This window comes from Streptomyces sp. NBC_00090 (assembly GCF_045160815.1).
Lineage (GTDB): Bacteria > Actinomycetota > Actinomycetes > Streptomycetales > Streptomycetaceae > Streptomyces.
Map to the genome: position 1 here is coordinate 24969 of NZ_CP108224.1, position 21885 is coordinate 46853.

The 21885-nt window shown below is 69.5% G+C and carries 16 protein-coding genes; 9 read left to right on the forward strand and 7 right to left on the reverse strand.

From position 1 onward, the window contains the following. Positions 1-91: 91 nt before the first annotated feature. Positions 92-2155, reverse strand: a complete 2064-nt coding sequence (locus tag OG361_RS00130; RefSeq protein ID WP_405851181.1) for a family 20 glycosylhydrolase — start codon at positions 2153-2155, stop codon at positions 92-94. 682 nt (positions 2156-2837) lie between these two features. Here OG361_RS00130 and OG361_RS00135 point away from each other — a divergent pair. After that, positions 2838-3236 (forward strand): DUF5958 family protein, encoded by a 399-nt coding sequence (locus OG361_RS00135; protein WP_405851182.1) that lies wholly within the window; start codon positions 2838-2840, stop codon positions 3234-3236. A 59-nt stretch (positions 3237-3295) separates the two neighbouring features. Here the strand turns inward: OG361_RS00135 and OG361_RS00140 are convergent, their stop codons facing one another. Beyond that, complete coding sequence (locus tag OG361_RS00140) at positions 3296-4057, reverse strand: DUF4253 domain-containing protein (protein ID WP_405851183.1); 762 nt, start codon at positions 4055-4057, stop codon at positions 3296-3298. An 83-nt stretch (positions 4058-4140) separates the two neighbouring features. Continuing rightward, on the reverse strand, positions 4141-4485 hold the full coding sequence (locus tag OG361_RS00145; RefSeq protein ID WP_405851184.1) for a hypothetical protein: 345 nt from the start codon (positions 4483-4485) through the stop codon (positions 4141-4143). 65 nt (positions 4486-4550) lie between these two features. Between OG361_RS00145 and OG361_RS00150 the strand changes: the two genes are divergently transcribed. The 7 genes from OG361_RS00150 (at position 4551) to OG361_RS00180 (ending at position 16105) form a co-directional block, all read left to right on the forward strand. Continuing rightward, positions 4551-5102 carry a hypothetical protein gene (locus OG361_RS00150; protein ID WP_405851185.1) on the forward strand — a complete coding sequence of 184 codons (552 nt, stop codon included), beginning with the start codon at positions 4551-4553 and terminating at the stop codon, positions 5100-5102. A 52-nt stretch (positions 5103-5154) separates the two neighbouring features. Further along, positions 5155-5586, forward strand: a complete 432-nt coding sequence (locus tag OG361_RS00155) for an SMI1/KNR4 family protein (protein ID WP_405851186.1) — start codon at positions 5155-5157, stop codon at positions 5584-5586. Between the two features lie 565 nt (positions 5587-6151). Further along, on the forward strand, positions 6152-8215 hold the full coding sequence (locus OG361_RS00160; RefSeq protein ID WP_405851187.1) for a SpoIIE family protein phosphatase: 2064 nt from the start codon (positions 6152-6154) through the stop codon (positions 8213-8215). 962 nt (positions 8216-9177) lie between these two features. Continuing rightward, positions 9178-10626, forward strand: coding sequence for an RICIN domain-containing protein (locus tag OG361_RS00165; RefSeq protein ID WP_405851188.1), 1449 nt, complete (start codon positions 9178-9180; stop codon positions 10624-10626). Positions 10627-10838: 212 nt separating this feature from the next. Next, positions 10839-13298, forward strand: coding sequence for an RICIN domain-containing protein (locus OG361_RS00170; protein ID WP_405851189.1), 2460 nt, complete (start codon positions 10839-10841; stop codon positions 13296-13298). A gap of 255 nt (positions 13299-13553) precedes the next feature. Then, a complete protein-coding gene (locus tag OG361_RS00175) occupies positions 13554-14540 on the forward strand; it encodes a LacI family DNA-binding transcriptional regulator (protein WP_405851190.1) in 987 nt (328 codons plus the stop codon). A 1166-nt stretch (positions 14541-15706) separates the two neighbouring features. Beyond that, positions 15707-16105 carry an NTP pyrophosphohydrolase gene (locus tag OG361_RS00180; protein WP_405851191.1) on the forward strand — a complete coding sequence of 133 codons (399 nt, stop codon included), beginning with the start codon at positions 15707-15709 and terminating at the stop codon, positions 16103-16105. A 285-nt stretch (positions 16106-16390) separates the two neighbouring features. Here OG361_RS00180 and OG361_RS00185 read toward each other — a convergent pair whose 3' ends face one another. Next, the gene (locus OG361_RS00185; RefSeq protein ID WP_405851192.1) at positions 16391-17035 is read right to left on the reverse strand and encodes a DUF4232 domain-containing protein; all 645 of its coding nucleotides are present in this window, start codon (positions 17033-17035) and stop codon (positions 16391-16393) included. 356 nt (positions 17036-17391) lie between these two features. On the opposite strand from OG361_RS00185, the gene OG361_RS00190 reads away from it, so the two are divergent. Further along, positions 17392-18012 (forward strand): phosphoribosylanthranilate isomerase, encoded by a 621-nt coding sequence (locus OG361_RS00190; protein WP_405851193.1) that lies wholly within the window; start codon positions 17392-17394, stop codon positions 18010-18012. A 461-nt stretch (positions 18013-18473) separates the two neighbouring features. Here the strand turns inward: OG361_RS00190 and OG361_RS00195 are convergent, their stop codons facing one another. The 3 genes from OG361_RS00195 to OG361_RS00205 form a co-directional block, all read right to left on the reverse strand. Continuing rightward, positions 18474-18923, reverse strand: coding sequence for a hypothetical protein (locus OG361_RS00195; RefSeq protein ID WP_405851195.1), 450 nt, complete (start codon positions 18921-18923; stop codon positions 18474-18476). Between the two features lie 451 nt (positions 18924-19374). Continuing rightward, positions 19375-20562: a serine hydrolase domain-containing protein gene (locus OG361_RS00200; RefSeq protein WP_405851197.1), complete on the reverse strand. Its 1188-nt coding sequence runs from the start codon at positions 20560-20562 to the stop codon at positions 19375-19377. Between the two features lie 369 nt (positions 20563-20931). Then, positions 20932-21588 (reverse strand): class E sortase, encoded by a 657-nt coding sequence (locus OG361_RS00205; protein WP_405861973.1) that lies wholly within the window; start codon positions 21586-21588, stop codon positions 20932-20934. Positions 21589-21885: the final 297 nt, after the last annotated feature.

Below are 21885 nucleotides of genomic sequence, written 5' to 3' on the forward strand. Positions count from 1 at the left end.
CGGCCGCGTCGGTACGCGGAGGCGGCGGTACGGTCACCGGTCGAAGCCGGTGACCGCACCGCCGGGCTTTCAGGCTGTCAGGCCCGGTGTGTTATCCGATGGTCCAGCGCTGCAGCGCCGATCCACTGGCGGGCTGCTGGGTGACGGGGGCGTTGTTGGCCGTCGAGGCGGTGGTGATCACGAGGCCGCTCTTGACCGAGGTCAGGGTGTGGCCGCCGCCGGTGGCCGCCGCGACCGTCCACCGCTGGTTGGTGGTCCCGCTGCACGTCCACTGGATGACGGAGGCGCCGGCGGACATGGACCCGGCGTTGACGTCGACGCAGAGCCCGGAGGCGACGTTGACCAGAGTGTAGGAGCCATCCGGCTGCTCGGTGAAGGTCCACTTCTGGCTGTTGCCGCCGACCAGCGCCGAGGTGGTGAGCTGGGTGCCGTTGGTCCCCTTCTTGGGGACGGTCAGGGCCTGACCGCCGGTGGCGACGGTGTGGACGCCGTTGAAGACGCCGCCGCCGGAGCCGCCACCGCCGGACCAGGGAACGTCCGGGGCCGCGTAGTAGGCGATTCCCGCCGCGGTCCAGCGTGCGCCGTGGGTGGCCAGACGGTTGCTGAAGTCGGTGTAGTTGTGGGTGGACTGCGGCGACCAGCCGATCTCGGCGATGGCGGGCAGGCGCGGGAAGGTCATGTGCTCGGCGTAGACGTACGGCTCGGGGAACTGGCTCGTGGACGTGGGCAGCTGGTTGCTGCCGGCGTACGCGCGGTCGGCCCACAGGGCGGCCTCGACGCCGGCGATCTTGTCGGCCGGGACGAGCGAGCCGGTGCCGTTGAGCTTGGCCGTCGAGGTGGTGGGGTCCCAGTCATACGCCTTGCTCAGCGGGACGTAGCCCTGCCAGGACAGGCCGTACGGCGTCGAGGAGTCGTACTTCATGTCCAGGTACGCGTGGTCCGAGGGGGACATGACGAACTTGGCGTTCTGCTGGACCGCGTTGCGGACGAACTGGATATCCTCGGTCTCGCTGGAGGTACCGATGCTGCCCCGGTCGTCGGCGTCGCCCCACCACTGCATGATGCTGTTCGCGGGGATCGTGGACTGGCCGAGCTGGTGCCAGCCCATCACCGTCTTGCCCCGCGCGGTCGCGGCCGCGGTCGCGGCCGAGACGTAGGAGGCGTACTGGGACGGGGTGGCCGCCGGGGTCTCGTCACCGCCGAGGTGGACGTACGGTCCGGGCGTCATCGCCGCCACGGTGTCGATCACGGTGGTGAGGAAGCCGCTGACGTTGGAGACGTGCTGGGCGTCGCTCAGACAGTAGAGGCTGATGCCCACGTCGAAGCCCGAGTACGGGCTGATCGCGGTGTTGTTGCAGTTGAGGTTGGCGACCGACGCGAGAGCGGCGCTGGTGTGACCCGGACCGTCGATCTCCGGGACGACGGTCATGAAGCGGGACTTGGCGTAGGCGACGATCTCCTGGTACTCCGCCGCGGTGTAGTACCAGTTCGTGCCGCCGGTGAAGCCGCTCTGCGTGCTCGCGCCGACCGTCGTCAGGCTCGGTATCGCGCCGATCGCGATACGCCAGCCCTGGTCGTCCGTCAGGTGCAGGTGCAGGGTGTTGATCTTGTACGTGGCGGCCTGGTCGATGTACCGCTTGAGCTGGGACATCGGGAAGTAACGGCGGGCCACGTCGACCATGACGCCACGGTAGGAGTACCGGGGCGAGTCCGAGATCTGCACGGGGGCCACGGTCCAGGGACCCGGCTTGACCGAAGTGGACTCGATCGCCGCCGGCAGCAGCTGCCGCAGGGTCTGCACCCCGCGGAACAGGCCCTGCGCCCCGTACGCGGTCACCGTCACACCGGTGCTGCTCGAGTCCAGGGTGTAGCCCTCGGCGCCCAGGCTGGACGAACCGTTGGGGTTCAGGACGATGGCCTGGCTCGCGGGCTGGGAGGTGGTGGTGACCGGAAGCGTGTAACCGGTCGCCGGAGCCAGCAGCCCCGCGAGGTACGAGCCCACGCCCGCCGCGTCGGGATCGCCGGAGGAGATGACGTTCACCGGCGTCTGCGCGGTGAGAGTGAAGCCACTGCCGGTCGAGTTCGTCTGGGAGACGGGCTGCGGCACGATGGCCGGGGCGGGCTCGACCGCCGTGGCCGTCGCCGGCAGAGGCACGGCCAGAGCAAGGGTGAGAACGGCGAGAGCGGCGAAGCTTCTGCCCCGAGGGCGCGAAGAGCGCAAGGGGGACTCCTTACGGTGGAGGGGGACGCACGGCAACGGGCGCGGCTGGGCATGCCGCATCCCGTCAGGGGGTGCGGTGACGACATGAGAAATGCAGCCGAGAACACTGAAGGTGCGCGGTTATGCGTAGTTGAGCCCGATGCCGATCGCTTTCGAGCAAACCGTGGCAGTGTCGCGGTCGAAGCGTCAAGGCCTACCGGGACGTAGCTTCGTTGCACGCAAAGCTCGGTGTGAGTTCGATGCACAGCAGTCGGCAGCACCGGCCCGACGAGGGACTCGGACGCTTCCGGGGCGGCGGGCACGGCGAGATACATTTCGTCGGCGAGGGCGAGCGCCACCCACCGGCCCCGCTGGTCGCCCCGGGGCGAGGCCGGCACGCCGAACTCACCGTGAGCACCGCGCGCACCATGCCCGCCGAAGGCCGCCGCGGATGACCGGGCGGCCAGGCAGCGAGCCCCGGACACGGGAATGGCGGGGCCGACGGCGCCTGCGGTGCCGGGGACAGGAAAGGAGAAGGACACCGGGCCCACGACACCGAAGGTGCGGCCGGTCTGGCGGTGCTGCTCGGAATCTTGATCACCGCTGCGGAGCGGCGTCTGTCCCACGGGAGGTAGTCATGAACGAACGCGACATCCTGCTCAACGAGCTCGCGCAGGGGCTGCGCCCGATGTCAGAGGGCGTCGAATGGTTCGATGGCCTCGGCCAGGAGGAGCAGTCCGAGGTGCTGCTGTTCCTGCGCCATCACTGCGTCCAGGCTCGCGCCGTCGCCGAGGACGCGGCGGAGAGCATCCGCCGTGCCGGGCTGCGCCCGACGCATACGCCCGCAGTGTTGATCTCGCGAGGCCGGATCGACGAGCAACTGGGAAAGATCGCCGGTCTCGCGCCTCTCGACGAACGCCGCAAGGCGTTCAGGCTGCTGATCGCGGTGCTCACGATTGCCGACGCGCGGCGCCGCGAGCGCTTCTGCTCTGGTGGCTGCAGTCACTGGTGGCACAGGCTGCCCTCCGTCGCCTGACAACCCAGCACCGCACCGCTGAAGGCCAGTTCCCGGTTGAGCGTTCTCTGCGGACCGGATCAGTCCCACCAGAAGTCCCAGTGGTGGGCGCCGGCGATCCGCTCGGCGTATGCGGCCAGTGTGTACGGACTGCTGCCCTGCCAGATGTTGTCCGGGCAGAAGGCGAAGTGCTCGGCCGCGACCAGGAGAGCCCCGTGCTCGTCCACAGGTGGCGCGGCGACGCTGAGGTGCAGCGTGGAGAACCCGACCGCGACGACACGGGCACCGAAGCGGTGTTCCCAGTCACGGAGGACCGCGGAGAACTTCGCGGTGTCGTTGTCGTAGTTGCAGGGTCCGGCCCAGCCCACAGCTGTCAACGCCTCGGCACCGGACGCTGCGGCGACCAGTCCCAGACGTGTCCGTGGGCGGTCGGCGAGGAACACCTGCGCGAACTCGGCGGCCAGTTCATCGGGGTTCGTTGCCGGCTCCCGGCTGGGCGCGAGACCGGGCCAGGTCTGTCCGAAGGGGGCCGTGACGGCGAGGCGCCGGCCGGTGTCGAGGATGTCGTCATGTTCATCGACGGCCGTGTAGGTCGCCCACCACTGTGCGAGGCGGCCCGCAGAGTCGTGGGTTGCCGGGGAGGACATCTGCTCGGGGAAGACCTCCCCCGATCCCCATGGGCGGAATTCGCCATCGCTCGGATCCAGCAAGTCGAGCAGCAGCGGCCACAGGCCGAAGCGCGCGTGTTCGGCGCGCATCCGCGTCCACAGTTCGGCCGTGGCCGGCCCGTCGCTGAGCCACAGGGGCCGTACGTCTCCGTCGCCTTCATCGGACGTGACCATCCGGCCGGAAGGGAGCAGGCCCTCAAGGCTCGATCGGGCTTCAGGGTGCGTGGGGTGGAAGTCGGTGCCGTAGCCGGGAGGTATCACTGCGAGGCTCCGATCACTCGATCGCGGAACTGCTGGAAAGCGTGCCAGCCCGACGTCTGCCCCGGAGTGATCAGGTCCCCTTCGGTGCAGTCGAGCACCTTGCACCGCAGAGCGTCGGCAAGACGGAGGACGGGCGTCAGCACGTCGTCGCCGGAGCCCCGGATGTGGAGCATGACGGAGTCCACCGGGTCTTCTGAGCCGATGTTGAGTTCGATGGACCACGTGGGGCCGGAAAGTCCACCCCAGGCGGGGTCCGAGAGATCAACTTCGGGAACGGTCTGGGTGAGCCCGCGAGTGGTCACAGCCGAGGTCGACCGCTTCCTGTTCATGGCCGCGAGCATGCCACCACGTACTGACATCGGGCTCCGGGACGGTGACTGTCAGGGGACACAGCTACCGTGCTGACGTGGCGAACTCTTATACGACGTTGTGGACCAACGGCTTGTGCCGAGAGCTTGAACGGTCCGGCCGTACCGGTCAGCGGCTTACGGTGTTGTTCGGCGGGCCGCACCAGTCGCTGCCGAGCTTCCAGCGTGCGGGAGTGCAGCCTGGCGACCGCATCTACCCCGTGCGAGCCCACCGCGCCCGTCTCCATGTACTGGGGGTGCTGGAGGTAGCTCACATCCTCCCCTACGAGAACGTCGGCTCGGCGCTCCCCGATGACGACTACGTGAAGTTGCTGGACTGGCGCCCGCTGAAGACCGGATGTGTCACCGAAGTACTCGTCGGACCGCCAGGTGCCCCGCTCAGGTTCGACACGGTCGTCCCGGGGAGCCTCCTGGAACGGCTGACGTACACATCCCGCCGGGGCGAGCGCCTGCTCAAGCACGTCGAGGACGGGCGCCTGATCCGTTCGACGAGCCTCCAGGGCATCTATCGCCTCGTCGCCGACTCCGCCGAAGAGCTCGACCAGCTGATTCGCCTCGATGGCCCGAGCGGAGGAGCCGGTGAGGTTTGATGAAATCAAGGCGTCCTTCTGGAGCGGACACACGTACGGTGTCCAGCCCGACTTGACGCAGGCGACCGTCGCCGCCGCGGAGCAAGTCCTCGGGCTGCGACTCCCCACATCGCTGATCGACCTTCTGCATGTGCAGAACGGCGGCGGTGTCACGGCCGACCGGGATGCCTTTCCGACCAATCAGCCAACCTCGTGGAGCGAGGACCACATCCCGTTCACCGAGTTGATGGGGATCGGCACCGGCGGGCACGGCTTGTCGCTGTTGGAGACGCCGTACCTCGTGGAGGAGTGGGGACTGCCGTCTCCAGTCGTGCTGCTGTCCGGTGACGGCCACTACTGGATCGGGCTCGACTACCGGGCCTGCGGCGAGTCGGGGGAACCTTCGGTGACCTGGTTCGACACCGACTCCGGCGCAGAACTGCCGCTCGCGGCAGACTTCCGGGCATTCGTGGAGGGCCTTCAGCCCCTCAGCCGGTTCGGGTGAGGGGCCGGCGAGCCGGGCGAACGTCCGGTTGTCGCACTGCGTCGAGAGCTTGTGGGCAGGTGGTCTCCGCAACGGCTCGATGCGGTTGGACAACACGCCCTGGTTCGTACGCGGAGTCGCCAGCGGGGCTCCGAGGACCCTGCTGGTAAACCTCGCCCGACCCGTCCTCGTCCGGCCATGTGAGGGCCGCCCGGGACCGGTCCGTCAGTGAGCACAGCCGCACGGCCGGAGCGCCGTCCTCGTTGGCCGGCCACTCCAGCCGGTGGGCCCGTGCCTTCATGAACTCGACCAGGGCAAGCCCACCCGCCGCCCTGGGGTGACGATCAGGGACGGTGGGCGGCAGCGTCCGTCGGTGCTCAGGTGGAGCTTGCTGGTGAACCCGCCACGCGAGCGGCCCCGGCCCTCACCGCCAGCTCCGCCCGTATCCAGCTCACGCGCGAGTGCACACCCCGCCCGTGCCTCCGTGATGTCCGAACCGCAGACGGCGGGCAGAATTGAGGTGAGGGCCCCGTCCGCCGGCGAGTGGCGCACTCGGCTGTCGCGTGTGCGCGTGAAAGGGCAGCTGGTGTCATCGAATCCACCGGGGGAAGAGCGGGCTCCCGGGCCGCTCTGGTCGGAACCGGGAACCCTGCTGGAGCACGTGGCCGTTGCCGTTCTCGGCATGGATGACGAGGACCGGATCTGCTACTGGGGACCCGGTGCGCAGAGGCTTTTCGGATACGAGGCCGCGGACGTCCTGTCCAAGCCCGCCGCCACCCTCTTTCCTGCTGCGCCCCTCGACGGGACCAGCGCGGCAGAGCGGCTGGCGGAACGTGGTCGCACCCTGGGCTACTGGCGGGTAAGGATGCCTGCCCTGCACCATGACGGCACGGTGTTCGACTGCGGATTCCGGGTCTTCCCGGTGACGGGCGACAACGGCCGCTCCGTCATCGTCGGCCTGGCCAGCAGGGGCGACGAACTCGACCGCGTGAAGACCAACCTCGTCTTCCTCGACGCGCTTTTCGAGACGTGCCCGATCGGCCTCGTCATGCTCGATGAGGACCTGCGCTACGTCCACCTCAACCAGGCCCTTGCCGACATGGACGGGATCCCGATCGAGGACCACATCGGGCGCAGCATGGAAGACTTCATGATCACGTCCGACGGCGGCGAGTATCAGCGCATGTTGCACGCCGTCGCCGACGAGGGGCGGCCCGTCGTGAGCGCGCTGGTCGTACTTCGCACGCCGGGTCGTCCCGACCGGGACCAGGTGCGGTCGGTGAGCTTCTTCCCCTTGAGCCAGGCAGGCGATACGCGGCCGGGATTGGGCGGCCTCCTCGTGGACGTCACCGACCGTGAGCAGGCGATCGTGGAAGCGACGGCCGGGCGGCAGCGGCTGGCTCTGCTGGACCGGGCCGCGGCTCGCATCGGCACCACCCTGGACGTGGATGTCACCGCCCGTGAGCTGGTCGAAGCGGCTGTTCCGGAGTTCGCCGACGCCTCCGTCGTGGAGGTTGTGGAGTGGATGGACGAGTCCGAGGTGTTCGACCCGGGCATGCCCCTGGTCACGCGCCGGATCGCGGCCGGCACCATTCTGCCGCCACCGGCCCCCGAACTCGTCGGTGGACTGGAGCGCGTGACGTACCCGCCGGGCTCCACCATCCACGAGACGCTTCGCACGGGCCGCCCTGTCTGCGTCCCCGTGAACGACGAGTTCATGACACGGACCGTCATCCACCAGGCCCGTGCCCAGCTGCTGATCGACAGCGGCCTGACCTGCCTCCTCATCGCTCCCCTCATCGCCCGGGGAACGGTCCAGGGAATCACCATGTTCGGCCGCTCCGCCGCCCGCCCGGTCTTCACCGAGCAGGACCTCAGCCTGGCCGGGGAACTCGCCTCGCGCGCCGCCCTGTGCCTGGACAACGCACGCCTCTACAACCAGGTCCAGGAGATCGCGCTCACCCTCCAGCGCGCGCTGCTCCCCACCGCCCTGGCGACCAACCCGTCCCTGCGCATCGCCCACCGCTACCTCCCCGGCAGCCACCTCACGGAAGTCGGGGGCGACTGGTACGACGTGATCGACCTGCCCGGCGGCCGGGTGGCCCTCGTGGTCGGCGACGTCATGGGACACGGCGTACCGGCGGCCGCGGCGATGGGCAGGCTGCGGATCACCACCAAGGCTCTGGCCCGTCAGAACCTGGAACCCGACGACCTCCTCACGGAGCTCGACGCCTGCGTCCAGGAGACGGGCATCGAGCTGGCGACCTGCCTCTACATCCACTACGACCCCCGGACGGGCCGAGCCCGCATCGCGAACGCCGGCCATCCCCCACCCCTCGTACGCGAACCGGACGGCACGGTGAGGATCGTCGACGACGTACTGGGCGTTCCCCTCGGTGTCGGCGGCTTCCCCTTCGGCACGCTCGAGATCGAACTCCAGGAGGGCGACACCCTGGCCCTCTACACCGACGGACTCGTCGAGGCACGAGGCAAGGACATCGACGATGGCATCGCGGCACTCCGCGCCCAACTGGCCGGTGTTACCGACACGTTGGAAGAGATGGCAGACGGCGTCCTCGCGCGCCTGCTGCCGGCCGGCCCCACCGACGACACCGTGCTCGTCCTCGCCCAGGTCAGCCGGCCGTCCTGACCCTGCCCTCACCGCGCCATCGCTACAGCTACGCACAGAGGGTCGGCTACGACGGCGAGCCGGTGCACCCACGTGTCGCCGCCACGCTGCAGCTGCCGGCCGAGCGGGGCCGGAGGGCCGGGGTGATCGCGGCGGTCACCCGGCCGTCCTCGGCCGTACCGAGGAGGTCCTGGACCAACTGGCCGGATTCGAGGCGGTCAACGCCGTCAGCTTCGTGCCCAGCCTCGGCGCCTCCGTACAGAAAGCCACTGCCACTTCCGGGCGCCGCCTTCCGGCGAGCCGGCACCTGCAGCAGGCGTTCGTCAGCACCGAGGGCGGTCCCGCGAGGGCGATCCGGCCGGAACCCCGACGGCCTGCTGGGCAGTGTCCGCGCCACCCTCATCCGGAATCGCTGGGCGCCAGAGCAGGCCATCGTCGCCCTCTGCCTGCTGCTGGGGCTGCGGCCGGCCGGCAAGAGCCTGTACAAGCTCACGGGTTGACGCCTCAGTCACAGGTGCGAGAGATCCCATCTACTCCCGCGCCTCGTGCGACCCCGGCAACCTCACCGAGGCCCTCACACTGTTCCGTTCCCGGGCGCAGGACGGCAGCGTCGCCCCGCGGTCAGGCGACGTACCCGGCCTCGTCGAGGGCCGCGGGCAGTCGGTGTGACCCTGAGGCCCGCGACGTCTGACTGCGGGACTGGCGGCATGTGCGGCACGTGCGGCATGGCGAGCATGTTGACGTAAACATCGGCCCGGCTGCAAGAGGGCTGCAAGAGATCGGAAGATCTCGTTCAACTCCTTGACAGCGCACAGGAGTTCTCCGAAGCTTCCGGTTACATCGTGTTTACGCAAACATTACGTGAGCCCGGTGCGACAGGCCTGGATCGGCCCCCCATGCCTTCCCCGGCTTTCTCCCGATCCGGCCGTCTGCCGCGCAGTCCGCGCGGTGCTCAGTCACGACGAACCGCGAGGTAACGCGCCATGAGACTCAAGACCTTCGGGGCGGCGGCATTGTTCTCCGCCCTCGCCGCCCTCCTGCTCTCTCTGCTCACAGCCGTGGGCACCGCTCACGCCGCGCCGGTGTCCATCGCGAACGGGACGCAGTTCACCGACCCGAACGGCAACCCCGTGCACGCGCACGGCGGCGGCGTCGTCAAGGTGGGCTCGTACTACTACTGGTTCGGAGAGAACCGGCACGCCGACAACAGCTTCCGCTACGTCTCGGCGTACCGGTCGACCGACCTGAAGACGTGGGAGTTCCGCAACCACGTGCTGACCGAGGCCAGCGACCCTGAGCTGGCGGGCGCGAACATCGAGCGGCCGAAGGTCATCTACAACGCGGCGACCGGCAAGTTCGTGATGTGGATGCACAAGGAGGGCAGCGCCACCGACTACAGCGAGGCCCGCGCCGCCGTCGCCGTGTCGGACACCGTGGACGGCAACTACGCCTGGAAGGGCAGCTTCCGTCCGCTGGGCCACATGTCGCGTGACATCACGGCCTTCGTCGACACCGACGGCAAGGGCTACATGATCTCCGCCGCCAACGAGAACGCCGACCTGCACGTCTACCGGCTGACCTCCGACTACACCGGCATCGCCGCGCAGATCCAGAAGCTCTGGGCGGGTAAGTCCCGTGAGGCGCCCGCCATGTTCAAGCGCAACGGCGTGTACTTCCTGCTCACCTCCGGCTCCGACGGCTGGTCTCCCAACCAGCAGCAGTACGCCACCGCCACCAGCATCACCGGCACGTGGAGCGGCCTCCAGAACATCGGCGACTCGAAGACGTACCGCAGCCAGACCGCGTACGTCCTGCCCGTCCAGGGCACGCAGGGCACCAGCTACCTGTACATGGGCGACCGCTGGGGCAACTCGATGGGCGGCATGGTCAACGACTCCCAGTACGTCTGGGCGCCGCTGACCTTCCCCACCAGCACCACCATGACCATGGGCTACTCCCCGCAGCTCACGATCGACACCGCCGCGGGCACCGTGACCGGCATGAACGTGACGTGGGAGTCCCTGACCGCCCGCAACAGCGGCAAGTGCGCCGACGTCGCGAACTTCGACACCACGAACGCGGCCGGGCTGATCCAGTGGAACTGCGGCGGCGAGATCAACCAGCACTTCTGGATCAAGGACCTGGGCACCGGCTACCACCAGATCATGGCCCGGCACAGCGGCAAGTGCCTCGACGTGGCCGACGCCTCCACCGCGGACGGCGCCCGCGCCGTGCAGAACACCTGCAACGGCTCGACGTCCCAGCAGTGGAAGCTCCAGACGTCCAGCACCTCCGGCTACGTGCACCTCGTCGCCCGGCACAGCAACAAGTGCCTCGACGTCGCCGAATGGGCCAACTGGAACGGCGCCGCGCTTCACCAGTGGACCTGCAACACCGGCGACAACCAGAAGTGGCAGCGCTGGACGGTCTGACCCCCGGCCTCCGGCAACCTGACCGAACCGATCGCCCGACCGCCTGACCGGCGCGTCCGTCGAGCCGGCACAGGGCCAACCCGACCGGTCCCTGTGCCCCGCGCCTTCTGCCTCCCCGCAGCAGGCGCACCCGTAGGGCCGGCTTCCAGCAACGCCCCGCTCGGAAGCCGGCCCTTCGTCGTGCATTCCCCCCCTCAGTCAAGGAGTAGAACGTGTCACCCCTTCGTAGCAGACCGGCGTCCCAGGCCCGTACGCCAGGACACCGCTCCGGGCCCCGCCGCTCCGCCCTGCGGCTCGTCGCCACCGCCGCGGCGGCCGCCATCGCCGCCACCGGCCTCGCCGTCGGCCCGGCCCCGTCCCCGGCCAGCGCAGTGGAGTCGGGCGCCGCGCTGACCGTGCGTCTCGACCCCAGCTACCAGCACCCCACCTTCCAGGGCTGGGGAACCTCGCTGGCGTGGTTCGCCAACGTCACCGGAGGCTGGCCGGACGCCCAGCGCAACGCCCTCGCGGACGCCCTCTACGGCGCGGACGGCCTCGCCTTCACCATCGCCCGCTACAACATCGGCGGCGGCGACAGCCCGGAGACCACTCCCTACCTGCGCGCCGGCGCGGACGTCCCGGGCTGGTGGAACCGGCCCGGTCCGGAGTCCCCCGACTGGTGGGACCCCGAGAACCCCACGCACTGGAACCCGAACGCCGACGCCAACCAGCGCTGGTGGGTCACGGCCGCCAAGGCACGCGGCGCCAACATCTTCGAGGCGTTCTCCAACTCGGCGCCGTACTTCATGACCAACAGCGGCCTGGTGTCCGGCAACTGGAACGGGTCGTACGACAACCTCCGCTCCGACCAGTACGAGCGGTTCGCCACCTACCTCACCGGGTCGCTCCAGCGGGCGCAGTCCGCGACGGGCGTCACCTTCGACTCCATCTCGCCGGTCAACGAACCGAACACGAATTTCTGGCAGGCCGGCAAACGCCAGGAAGGCTCCCACTGGGACCCGGCCTCCCAGGCCCGCATGATCACCACCCTGCGCGCCGCGCTCGACGCCAAGGGCGTCACCACCCCGATCGCGGGCATGGACGAGCACTACTCGAAGTTGTTCCGGGAGAACTGGGAGATGTACCCCCAGGCCGCCCGCGACGCCGTGGCCCGGCTCAACACGCACACCTACAAGACGGACGGCCGCACCGGCGTCCGTGACATCGCCAAGGGCGAGGCCAAGCCGCTGTGGATGTCGGAGGTCGACGTCGCCAAGGAGTACGGCGGGCAGAGCTTCACCGACATGGTCCCGGCCCTGGACCTCACCGACCGCATCAACGGTGACCTGCGCGAACTCGAGCCGAGCGCCTACGTCCTGTGGCAGGCGATCGAGGACTACGAGAACATGGCCCCGGGGCACGAGGATGCCAACTGGGGCCTGATCCAGACCGACTTCACGCCCGCGGACGCCGCCACCGAGCCGCTGCGCAAGAACAAGAAGTTCTGGGCGATGGGCAACTACAGCCGCTTCATCCGCCCCGGCGCGCGCTTTGTCAACACCGACGACGCGAACACCGTCGCGGCGATCCGTCCCAACGGCGGCGTGGTCGTGGTCCACACCAACCCGACCAGCTCCGACCGCGAGGTCACCCTGAACCTCGACGGGTTCCAGACGGCGGCCAACGGCGCCGTCGAACGGTGGACCACCGACGGCACGAAGAACCTCCAGCAGGACAGCGACGCGGCCGTGGCCGGCGGGACGCTGAAGGCCACCGTGGGCCCCAGCTCCGTCACCACCTTCGTCCTGCCGACGGTCAGCGGCGTGAACACCACCGCGACCACCGCACCGACCGGCGGCCCGCGCCAGCTGGTCAACGACAACAGCGGCAAGGCCCTCGCCGTCGCCACCTCGGGCGGCGTCCACACGCCGGTCCAGCGCACCTCCGCCCCGGCGGACCCGGCCCAGCAGTGGACCTTCACCAAGCTGTCCTCCTCCGACTGGGGCAACACCGCCGCGTACCGCGTCACCAACGTCCAGACCGGCAAGGCGCTCTCCGTCTCGGGCGGCTCCCTGACCCTGGAGACTCCCGGCTCGTCCACCGCCCAGCAGTGGATCCGCTCCACCACGGGTGAAGGACACAACACCCTGATCAACCGGGCCGGCGGCAAACTCCTCGACGTGATGGGAGCCTCGACGGCCGAGGGGGCGCCGGTCGGCGTCTACCAGCCGACGACCGGCAGCAACCAGTCCTGGACCTTCCCGAGCGCGGCGCCCGACGCCTGGAAGACGCTGAGCTTCCGGCACAGCGCCAAGTGCCTCGACGTCAGCGGCGCTTCGTCGAGTGACGGCGCGGCGGTCGTCCAGTACAGCTGCAACACCGGCACCAACCAGCAGTGGTCGCTGCGCCCGGCCGCCGACGGCTACGTCAACGTCGTCGCCCGCCACAGCGGCAAGTGCCTCGACGTCAGTGCCTACTCCACGGCCGACGGCGCGGAGGTCTTCCAGTACTCCTGCAACGGCGGCCGCAACCAGGAATGGGCGGTCCGCAGCACGGGTGACGGGTACCTCACGCTGACGGCCCGGCACAGCGCCAAGTGCCTCCAGCCGAGCGGCGGCTCCACCACGAACGGCGCGGCCGCCGTCCAGCGGAGCTGCGACGGAGCCACGAGCCAGCAGCTCCAGGCAGGCTGACCCGCGAGAAAAAGGCCGGGCCCCGATTCACCGGATCGGGGCCTGGTTCTCGTGTGTTAGACGCCGTCCGAAAGGCCGCGGCCGCGTGGGGATCGAATTCTCACCGCCGACGACGCCGGGGCGTAGAAGTCAAGGGTTGACGAGCCTGAATGTTTACGTAAACATGTCTTTCGTCGGTCGCCCACGAAAGGAACCCCGGTGTCCGGGCATACGGAACAGTCTCTCTTACCTTCCACACGTCCCCGCCCGAAGTCCATGGCGGACGTCGCCGCCCGCGCCAGAGTTTCCACACAGACCGTCTCTCGTGTCGCCAACAATCACCAGAACGTTCACCCGGAAACACGCCGACGGGTCCTGGAGGTGATGCGCGACATCGGCTACCGGCCCAATCTGGCTGCTCGCGCCCTGGTGACCGGGAAATTCGGCGCGATCGGCGTCGTGACGTTCGACGTCGCCGCCCACGGGAACAGCCGGACGCTCGAAGCGATCGTGTCGGCACTGCAGGACACCGACTACCTGGTGAACCTGATCAGCGTCCGCTCGCACACCGGCTCCGCCGTGCTGCGCGCCTTCGAGCGCCTGAAGTCCCAGGCGGTCGACGGGATCATCCTGAACGAGGCCCAGGTCCTCGACACACCGGTGGCACGGTTCCCCCCGGGGATGCCGCTCGTGATCACGGACGGCGACGGCGGCCATCCCCACCCGGTCGTGCAGACCGACCACGCGGAGGGAGTCGACCTGGCGGTCGGCCATCTGCTCGGGCTCGGCCACAGAACCGTCTGGCATCTCGCGGGCCCGCCGGACTCCTATCCGGCCCGGCGGCGGGTGCAGGCGTGGCGTGCGACGCTCCAGGCCGCCGGCGCGCCTTCACCGCCCGTCCTGCACGGCGACTGGAGCGGCGAGAGCGGCTATCACGCCGGGCGCCAGCTCGCGACGGAGCCGAACCTCACCGCGGTGTTCTGCGCCAATGACCAGATGGCGCTCGGCGCCATGAAGGCACTCCACGAAGCCGGCCGTCGCGTTCCCGAGGACGTGAGCGTGGTCGGGTTCGACAACCTCTCCGAAGCCGCCTTCTTCCAGCCCGGCCTGACCACCGTGGACCCGGATTTCGATCGGATCGGCCGGCTGTGCGTAACCCGGCTGCTGGAGCAGATCCAGGAGCGGCCCCCAGCGGTACGACGCGTCCAGTCGGTCCCGCCGCGGCTGATCGTGCGGGACAGCACGGCTCCTCCTCGCCACTGACCCCTGCCACCCTCAACTTCTTTTTGTCTCAGCCACTTTTCCTTCTTTCGCCTCTGTGGCTAACCCATCATTCCCCCCGTACCCTCCACATGTATCCATACGGGGAACACCTTGGCCATCCGGCACGTCAATACAGCGCTCAGGGGCGGCGGAGTCGCGGAGATCCTGGATGCACTCGTTCGGCACAGCAAAAATTCCGAACCCGAGCATCGACGCTTCGTGTCCGATTCCGACACGGTCGTCTTCGAGCCACCAAAATGCTGCATCACCGCATTCACGGTGTGAATGCGGTGGACTTCCCGACCGCGACGAACACGCGGCCTATCTCGCTTTCGCGCAACGCAATGCGGCACGCCTTCTGATCCGCTGAAGGACATGGCGGTCGAACCTGGGGAAGATGCTGCGACAGCGACGGGGCGCCCGGGGTAGGCGGGATGCGATCGGCCGCCCGGGCCGATTCCCCCGCTCTGTCCCTCTCCATGAAGTCAGGCCATGCGATACGAGTCGAACAACCCCGACCCAGACGACCGGGTCGTCTCCTGGGAGGACGGAACAGGTCTGCTCGGCACCGACCAGCCCGAAGACGTCGACGCGGCCTTCGATCGCGGGGAGCCCCATGTCGGCATCGCCGTAATCGGACTCGCGCTGAACCACCCCGACCCCGAAACCATCCTGCCCCGCGTCGCCCGAGCGCTCCGCGCCACCGACCCAGAGCTCCAGAGCTCCAGAGCTCCAGCGCTCCAGCGCTCCAGCGCTCCAGCGACAAGGCACTCTGGCCCTTGCCCACGTCGCGCGGCTACACCGCACGGTCAACCAGGAATGCCTTGCTCTGGTGCGTGCCCAGCCACGCGGCAACGAGGCCGACGACGACCTGTGGACCTTCGTTCCGCGGCGCCGACTGCCCTGGTGGCTCTGGCGGCACCAGGGTCCCGGACACCTCAAGTGGTACCTGTTCGAACGCTGGCGCCTCTGGCTGCCCCCATGCAGGTAGCGGACAGGTGGAAACGATCAACCACGGCGCGGAAATCCCAGCATCGTGGGCCCTGCCCATGTATGTGGGAACGGCCACTCCATCTCTCGGCCGGCGCACGAGCGGCAGCTCCTCATCTACGTGGGAGTAGTCGTTGAGTCGGGGCCCCTGATGGTTGGACTGACATCCTGGGGCTATGAATCCTGAGGATCTGCCCCTTCGTCCTCTGCTGGTGGTGGACGGGGCCAACGTCGTGGGGTCGGTGCCCGACGGCTGGTGGCGCGATCGGCGCGGGGCCGCTGAGCGGTTGCGCGACCGGCTTGCCGTAGCCGGCGGACCGGCCGATGGACCGTACCCAGGTCCGTACGAGATCGTCCTAGTCGTCGAGGGCCATGCTCGGGGTGTTGCCTCTGTACCTGATGTGCGGGTCGAGGAGGCTCCTGGCAGCGGCGACGACCTGATCGTCGAACTGGCCCGGAGCGCGCATGGTCGACCGTGCCTGGTGGTCACGGCCGACCGAGAACTGCGCCTGCGCGTGCAGGAGGAAGGCGCCCGCTGCATGGGCCCCCGCAGTCTCCCCTCGACGCCCGGTTAGGGGATTTCTGACCACCGGATGGCAGCCCTGCGGCTTTGGCGCCGGGCTCCTCCCGCCGTCGGGAGTCGTGTCGGTTACCGGGCACCCCGCGCTCAGGTGCTCGGCTACGGACGTGCGGACGCTGCCCACCCTTACCCACAGCCCAGTCGCTTCAGCCGGCCCACTGCCCCGGCCCGCAGCCGCGGCCCTCCCCGCGGGTGCGAGGCGCAGACGCGGTAGGCCTCGCCGCCTTGGAGCACGCCGGTGCCCGCGACCCGCATGCGGGGATGCTGGAGGAGGACCTGACTACAGGCTCAGCGCGTCCTCGGCGTCGTCCATCCACGCGGTGACGGAGTTGTCGTCGGAGACGTTCAGGCCGGGCGTCGAGGCCTTGAGCGGCACCTGCTTCAGGTCGGACTCCGTGTTCATGGTCATCGCGATCGAGGAGACCGTCTCGCTCCCGGCGTCCTTCGGACCGCCCATGAGCCCCGCGTACGCGGACTGGCCGGGTGCGAGCCGGATGGCCTCCTCGATGCCGGGGGCCGTGCCGCGCTCCGTCGCCTGCCCGTCCAGGTCGCCGAAGGTCACGACCGGGTGGCCGAGCACCCGGCACGGCTTGCCGGACTTGTTGGTGATCTTCAGCAGGTAGCTGCTGGTCGTGGGCTCGGCCAGGCTCGCGGTGAACGTCACGTCATAGGTGCTGCAGGGAAAGACGTCGTAGTCCGGATCGGTCGACGGCGAGACCGGCTTGGCGGGCGTCGCCGGCTTCGACGGCTTGGCAGGCTTCGACGCCTCGACCGGCGCGGACGGCGCGGACGGGGAGGTGGAGGCGGTGGGAGTCGCGGTCGGCACGCCGGTCCCGCCCCCGGCGCCGTCCTCAGAGGGCCCACAGGCGGTCAGGGCCAGTACGGAAACGGCGACGAGGACGACGGCTCTGCGTACGGTACTCATGGTGGTACTCCCCCCGATGACAGCGCACGAACTGCGCTGTGGTGGGTACCAGGTTCGCGCGCGTGCTTCACAGTTCGGTGACGGCGTCTTGCCGAATTCACCACGGTTCACCCCAGGACGCCGCCGCGCTCCAGTGGTGGAGGACTCCTCCTGCTCCGCCGTCATGTGCACAACTGGCAGGACTTCGCCGGCGATCATCGACCCTTCCGCGTAAGGCCGGCGGAGAGCCCCGATCGGCTGCCGCCGACAACACCGAGCATCTGCCTTGCCGCCCCGAAGCAGTCTGCGCCTGCGGGTGGTCAGGGGGTGAGTAGGCTCGAGGTGCCACACCGGGGTCATCAGCAGAGGAGAGACACGTGTTCGTCAAGGTGTGCGGGCTCGGGACGGCCGCCGACATCGATGTGGCGTTCGCGGCAGGCGCGGACGCCGTCGGTCTGGTGATCAGCCGGACCAGTGTGCGCGGGCTCGACCTGGACCGGGCAGCGCGGCTCGCCGCCCACGTGCCGTCGGATGTCCTGTCCGTTCTGGTGGTCAACGACACGCCCGCCGCCGACGCCGCCCGTATGGCCGGTGAACTCGGCGTCAACGCGCTGCAGTTGCACGGTCCGGCGTATCGCGAAGAGGACTTCGCGGCCGCGGCGGGAATCTTTCCGCGGCTGTGGCGGGCCACGTCTTTGAGCGAGCGGCCCGACACGCGCGTCGGCGCCTACGGCGAGGAGGTCCTCCTCCTCGACTCGCCCCGGGCGGGTTCGGGCGAGTCGTGGGATCTGTCGCTGCTCGAGACGGCCCGTCCCGAAGGCGCGTGGCTGCTCGCCGGCGGCCTCACACCCGAGAACGTCGGCGCGGCGATCGACCAAGCCCGCCCCTGGGGAGTCGACGTCTCCAGCGGCGTCGAATCCGCCCCCGGCGTCAAGGACCACCACCGGATTCGTACGTTCCTCGCCACCGCGAAACAGGCCACCTCGCAGAAGGCCTGACCCCAGCCGGGAACGGCCGGTACACGACTACTGCACGTCCAGAAACCCGTCACCCGAAGTCGCCGCCCAGGTCGTCCTGGCCCCGCACCCCCGCCACCCACAACGGCACGAGCCAAGGAACCGCTCCCTCTCCCTTCAGGCCGAGGGAGCGGCTTCGTCGTGTCCGGGGTGGTGAGCTTGTGACCGTTGGCGCCGACTGTCACGAGACGCGCAGCGCAGCCGGCCAAGACACCTGGGCTGAGCGCACTGGTTGGTGAGGCGACGCACCAGCCCCCTCCGAGACGCTCACCCGCCTGTGGCGGGAGGCTCTGCGGCAAGCGCAGACGAGCACAGGCGAGTGCGGGAGGGCTACGGCGGGCCCGGTCGTCGTACTCGGCAAGGGGCTCCCGTATCGGGAAACCAGCCGGCGGCTGGTGACGAGCCAGTACAGCGGTCCGCCGCCGCCCCGCGTGCGACGGGTGTCATCGGGTGGGACGGCGCGCGGAGCCTCGACCGTTACGGGCACGTGGGGGTCGCTGGGTGCGGCGTGCGGCCGATACCTCGTCGGCGTCGGCCGCCTGGGGAGAGGAGAAGAGGGCCTGCACAGGTGCCGGCGGCGCGGGCCTGGCGGGCGCGGGAACAGAGCCGCCGGGCGGTGTGGCGCTGCCGGGAAGGACCGTGGCATTGACGATGTGGGGCGCGCAGGCCTGGCAGATCTCGGACAGGGTCCAGACGTCGCCCACGGCACGGTTGTGGATCAGGATCAGCAGGGTTCGGCCCGTGCACGTGGTCCTGGTGGTGTGATGGCGGCAGTCGGCCGCACCACAGGCGCAGGCGGCGTTGGGCCGCGGGGCGGCGGAGCGCGCGTGGGCGTGGATGTGCTGGTGCGCGAAGCGGCGCAGGGCGTTGATGTCCTTGGAGCGCGGAGGCATCCGGCACGCTGTGGTGCTGCAGGCCACGGTGGCGGAATGGTCGGAGTGTCCGGTGAGGTGGACGGTCCAGGTTCTGCCCGCCAGCCGTGGTCCGGGGAGGGTGCTCACTACGCGAGTCCGATCGATCGAAGGTGTGATGGTCTGGTTCTACCCTCCCGCGCCCTGATGGTCACGCCGGTGCCGATGTCCGGGGCGTGCCGTGGGTGCGCCGCGGCCTGATGCAGACCTCAGGCGAAACCGCATCTCACTTCAGTGAACAGGGGGAACAGGGGGTTCTCAGCAGAGCCCGCACCCCATTCTCATGTCGTGTCGCATCACTACCCTCCCTCCTCCCTCCTCCCTCTGCGCATTCGGCTGAACACCGTCTGGATCGGCTCTCATCTGGGCATTGGCAGCCGCCCCATGGCGTACCGGCTCCCTTCCTCGGTCCGGCCGGGGGCGGGGCGGGGGGTCAGTGCCGCAGCAGGGCGCAGACGAAGTTCTCCTGCACGGCGCGGACCTTGGCCAGCAACTCCGGCTTGACGCTCTTGCTGGTCTGGGTGTTGATCGAGAACGTGAGGGACCGCTTGCCGTCCGCCGTGCCGACCGCGAGCTGGGTGTAGCCCGGGAAGTTGCCGGTGTGGCCGTAGACCGTGCCGCACCGCGTCGTATAGCGGAAGATCGCCAGTCCGCCCGCGTTGACGCCGGGACCGGCGGGCTCCGAGGCGGCGCCGGGGATGAAGGTCCGCTGCTGACGGCGGGTCTCCTGCGACAGGAAGCCGCGTCCGCCGGCCCAGACACGGGCGAAGGCGTTGAGGTCCTTCGGGGTCGAGACGATACCGCCGGAGGCCCAGACACCCGACGCGCTGAGGACCTCGCTGATGTCCTCCGGCGGGGCGGGCGGCGTCACGTCGTAACCGTGCAGGAACGGCCTCGGCAGCCGGTAGCCCTGGGGAAGGCTGGTCTGCCGCAGGCCCACCGGCCGGTACACGAGCTGCTCGAGCAGCCGCTCGTAGCGCTGTCCCGTGACCGCCTCGGCCATCAGCGCGACGGCGATGTTGTCGGAGTTCGAGTACTCGTACCGCGATCCCGGCGGGAACAGCAGGTTCTCTTCGGCGACGAAGTCGAGCAGTCGGCGGGAGTCGAAGTGATGCCTGGGGTCCTCCTGCAGGATCTCGAGGAACGCCGGCGCCCTCGAGAAGTCGGGCAGCCCACTGGTGTGGCTGAGCAGCTGGCGGAGCGTCACCTGATGCCACGCGGCGGGCAGTGACGGCAGGCGCTCGCCGATCGTGTCGTCGAGATCCAGCTTGTGCCGGTCCACCAGGCGCAGGGCGACCGCCCCACTGAAGGCCTTGGCGACGCTCGCGATCCGCATGTGGTCACTCGTACGGGGCGGGCGGCCGGTCCTGGTGTCGGCAACGCCTGCCCGGTAGACAGCCGTCCGATCGTCCCGCCGCATCAGCGCGATCACTCCGGGTGGCCCTCCGGCCGTACGGACGAGGTCGTTCAGCTGCTGGTGCAGGGCCCTGTCCGCCGGCGGTGTGCCCGTGGCCTGTACGGGCTGGACCAGCACGGCGAGCGCCGCGGACGCGGCGAGGGAGGCGACGGGCAGACGCAGACGTACGCGCAAACGGGAACGGACTCCAGAACGTACAGGCACGAGGGCTCCTTCACAGTGCTACCGGGCGGACGGACACCCGGTTCAGGGGTCCGACCCAGCATCAGACGCACCGCAGGAACGTGCCTGCCCGATGCTCCAACCGGCCCAGACACCTCGTGACCCGGCACGAGACGGACTGGCCGCACAGCGCCAGGCCAGCATCAGGACGGCTCTCCCCCACCCGCCACGTCCCCACCACCCAGGAAAGCGGTCAGGGCACGGCCCCACCGTCCCCGCACCACGACCTGCAGAGCAAGAACCCGCGCGGCCGACATACCGGTCCACGACGCCGATGTCCGCGCCCCGTGCCACACGCGCACGGCCCTGACCCGCGAACCCGCTGGGCATGAACCTCTGGGGGGGGAACCCCTACGCCGACCGCGTCGAGACCAGGACACCGATCTTGTCGATGCGGTGCTCCGGATTGTTCTCGGCGTCCCGCCAGAAGTTGCCCGCCGCGTTGTCCTCCGGCGTCGCACAGGTCGAGAGCGTGATCATGGCCCGGGTCGGCTTCTCACCCGGCTCACCCGGCACCGCGGCCCGCTGCTCCGCGAGTGAGCGAGCCGAACGGAAGGACGTGCTCCGGGTCTCGACGACCTCATAGGTGTAAACAGTGCCCGCGGCGGTGACATGCACCTGATCCCCCACCTCGACGGAGGGCAGCTGCCGCAGGGGCCCGCCGGCTGACAGCCGGTGGGCGGTCACCAGATAGTTGCCGATCTCACCCGGCCCCACGCCACCACGCTCACCGTAAGGGCTCGCCGCCACGCCACGATCCTGGATACGAGTACCCGCGCGGTCATCAGTCGTCCCCTCATACGGCACGACGTCCAGGCCCTCGACACCGATCGACGGTATGGACACCTCGGCGGCGACAGGCCCCCGCGGCGCCGACGACGACGTGACCGAGGGCGTGGCCGGAAGGGCCCTCGCCGAGGCCGCCGACGACGCGTCCGAAGGGACCTCCGACGCGACCGAGGCGGTCGACGACGTGACCGAGGGGACCTGCGACGCCGGACCGTGCACCCCCGCGGACGTACCGCTACCACCCGCGCAGCCGGCCAGCGCGGCAACGACCCCGACCACTGCGGCAACGACAACGGCCAGGACCCAGCCGGAGCATGGACCACGGCCTCCGGCCAGACCCTTGAAGAGGGACCCACCACGCTTGTCGCCCATACCCCAAGGATGACTCACCCCCCACACCCCCGGCACCCCGGCGGGCACCCCCGCGCCGCCAACCGCGACAGGGCCACGGGCCGCTCACGCGATGCAGGCAAGCAGCCACCGCGACAAACACCACCACACGCGCGGCCGGGTCGG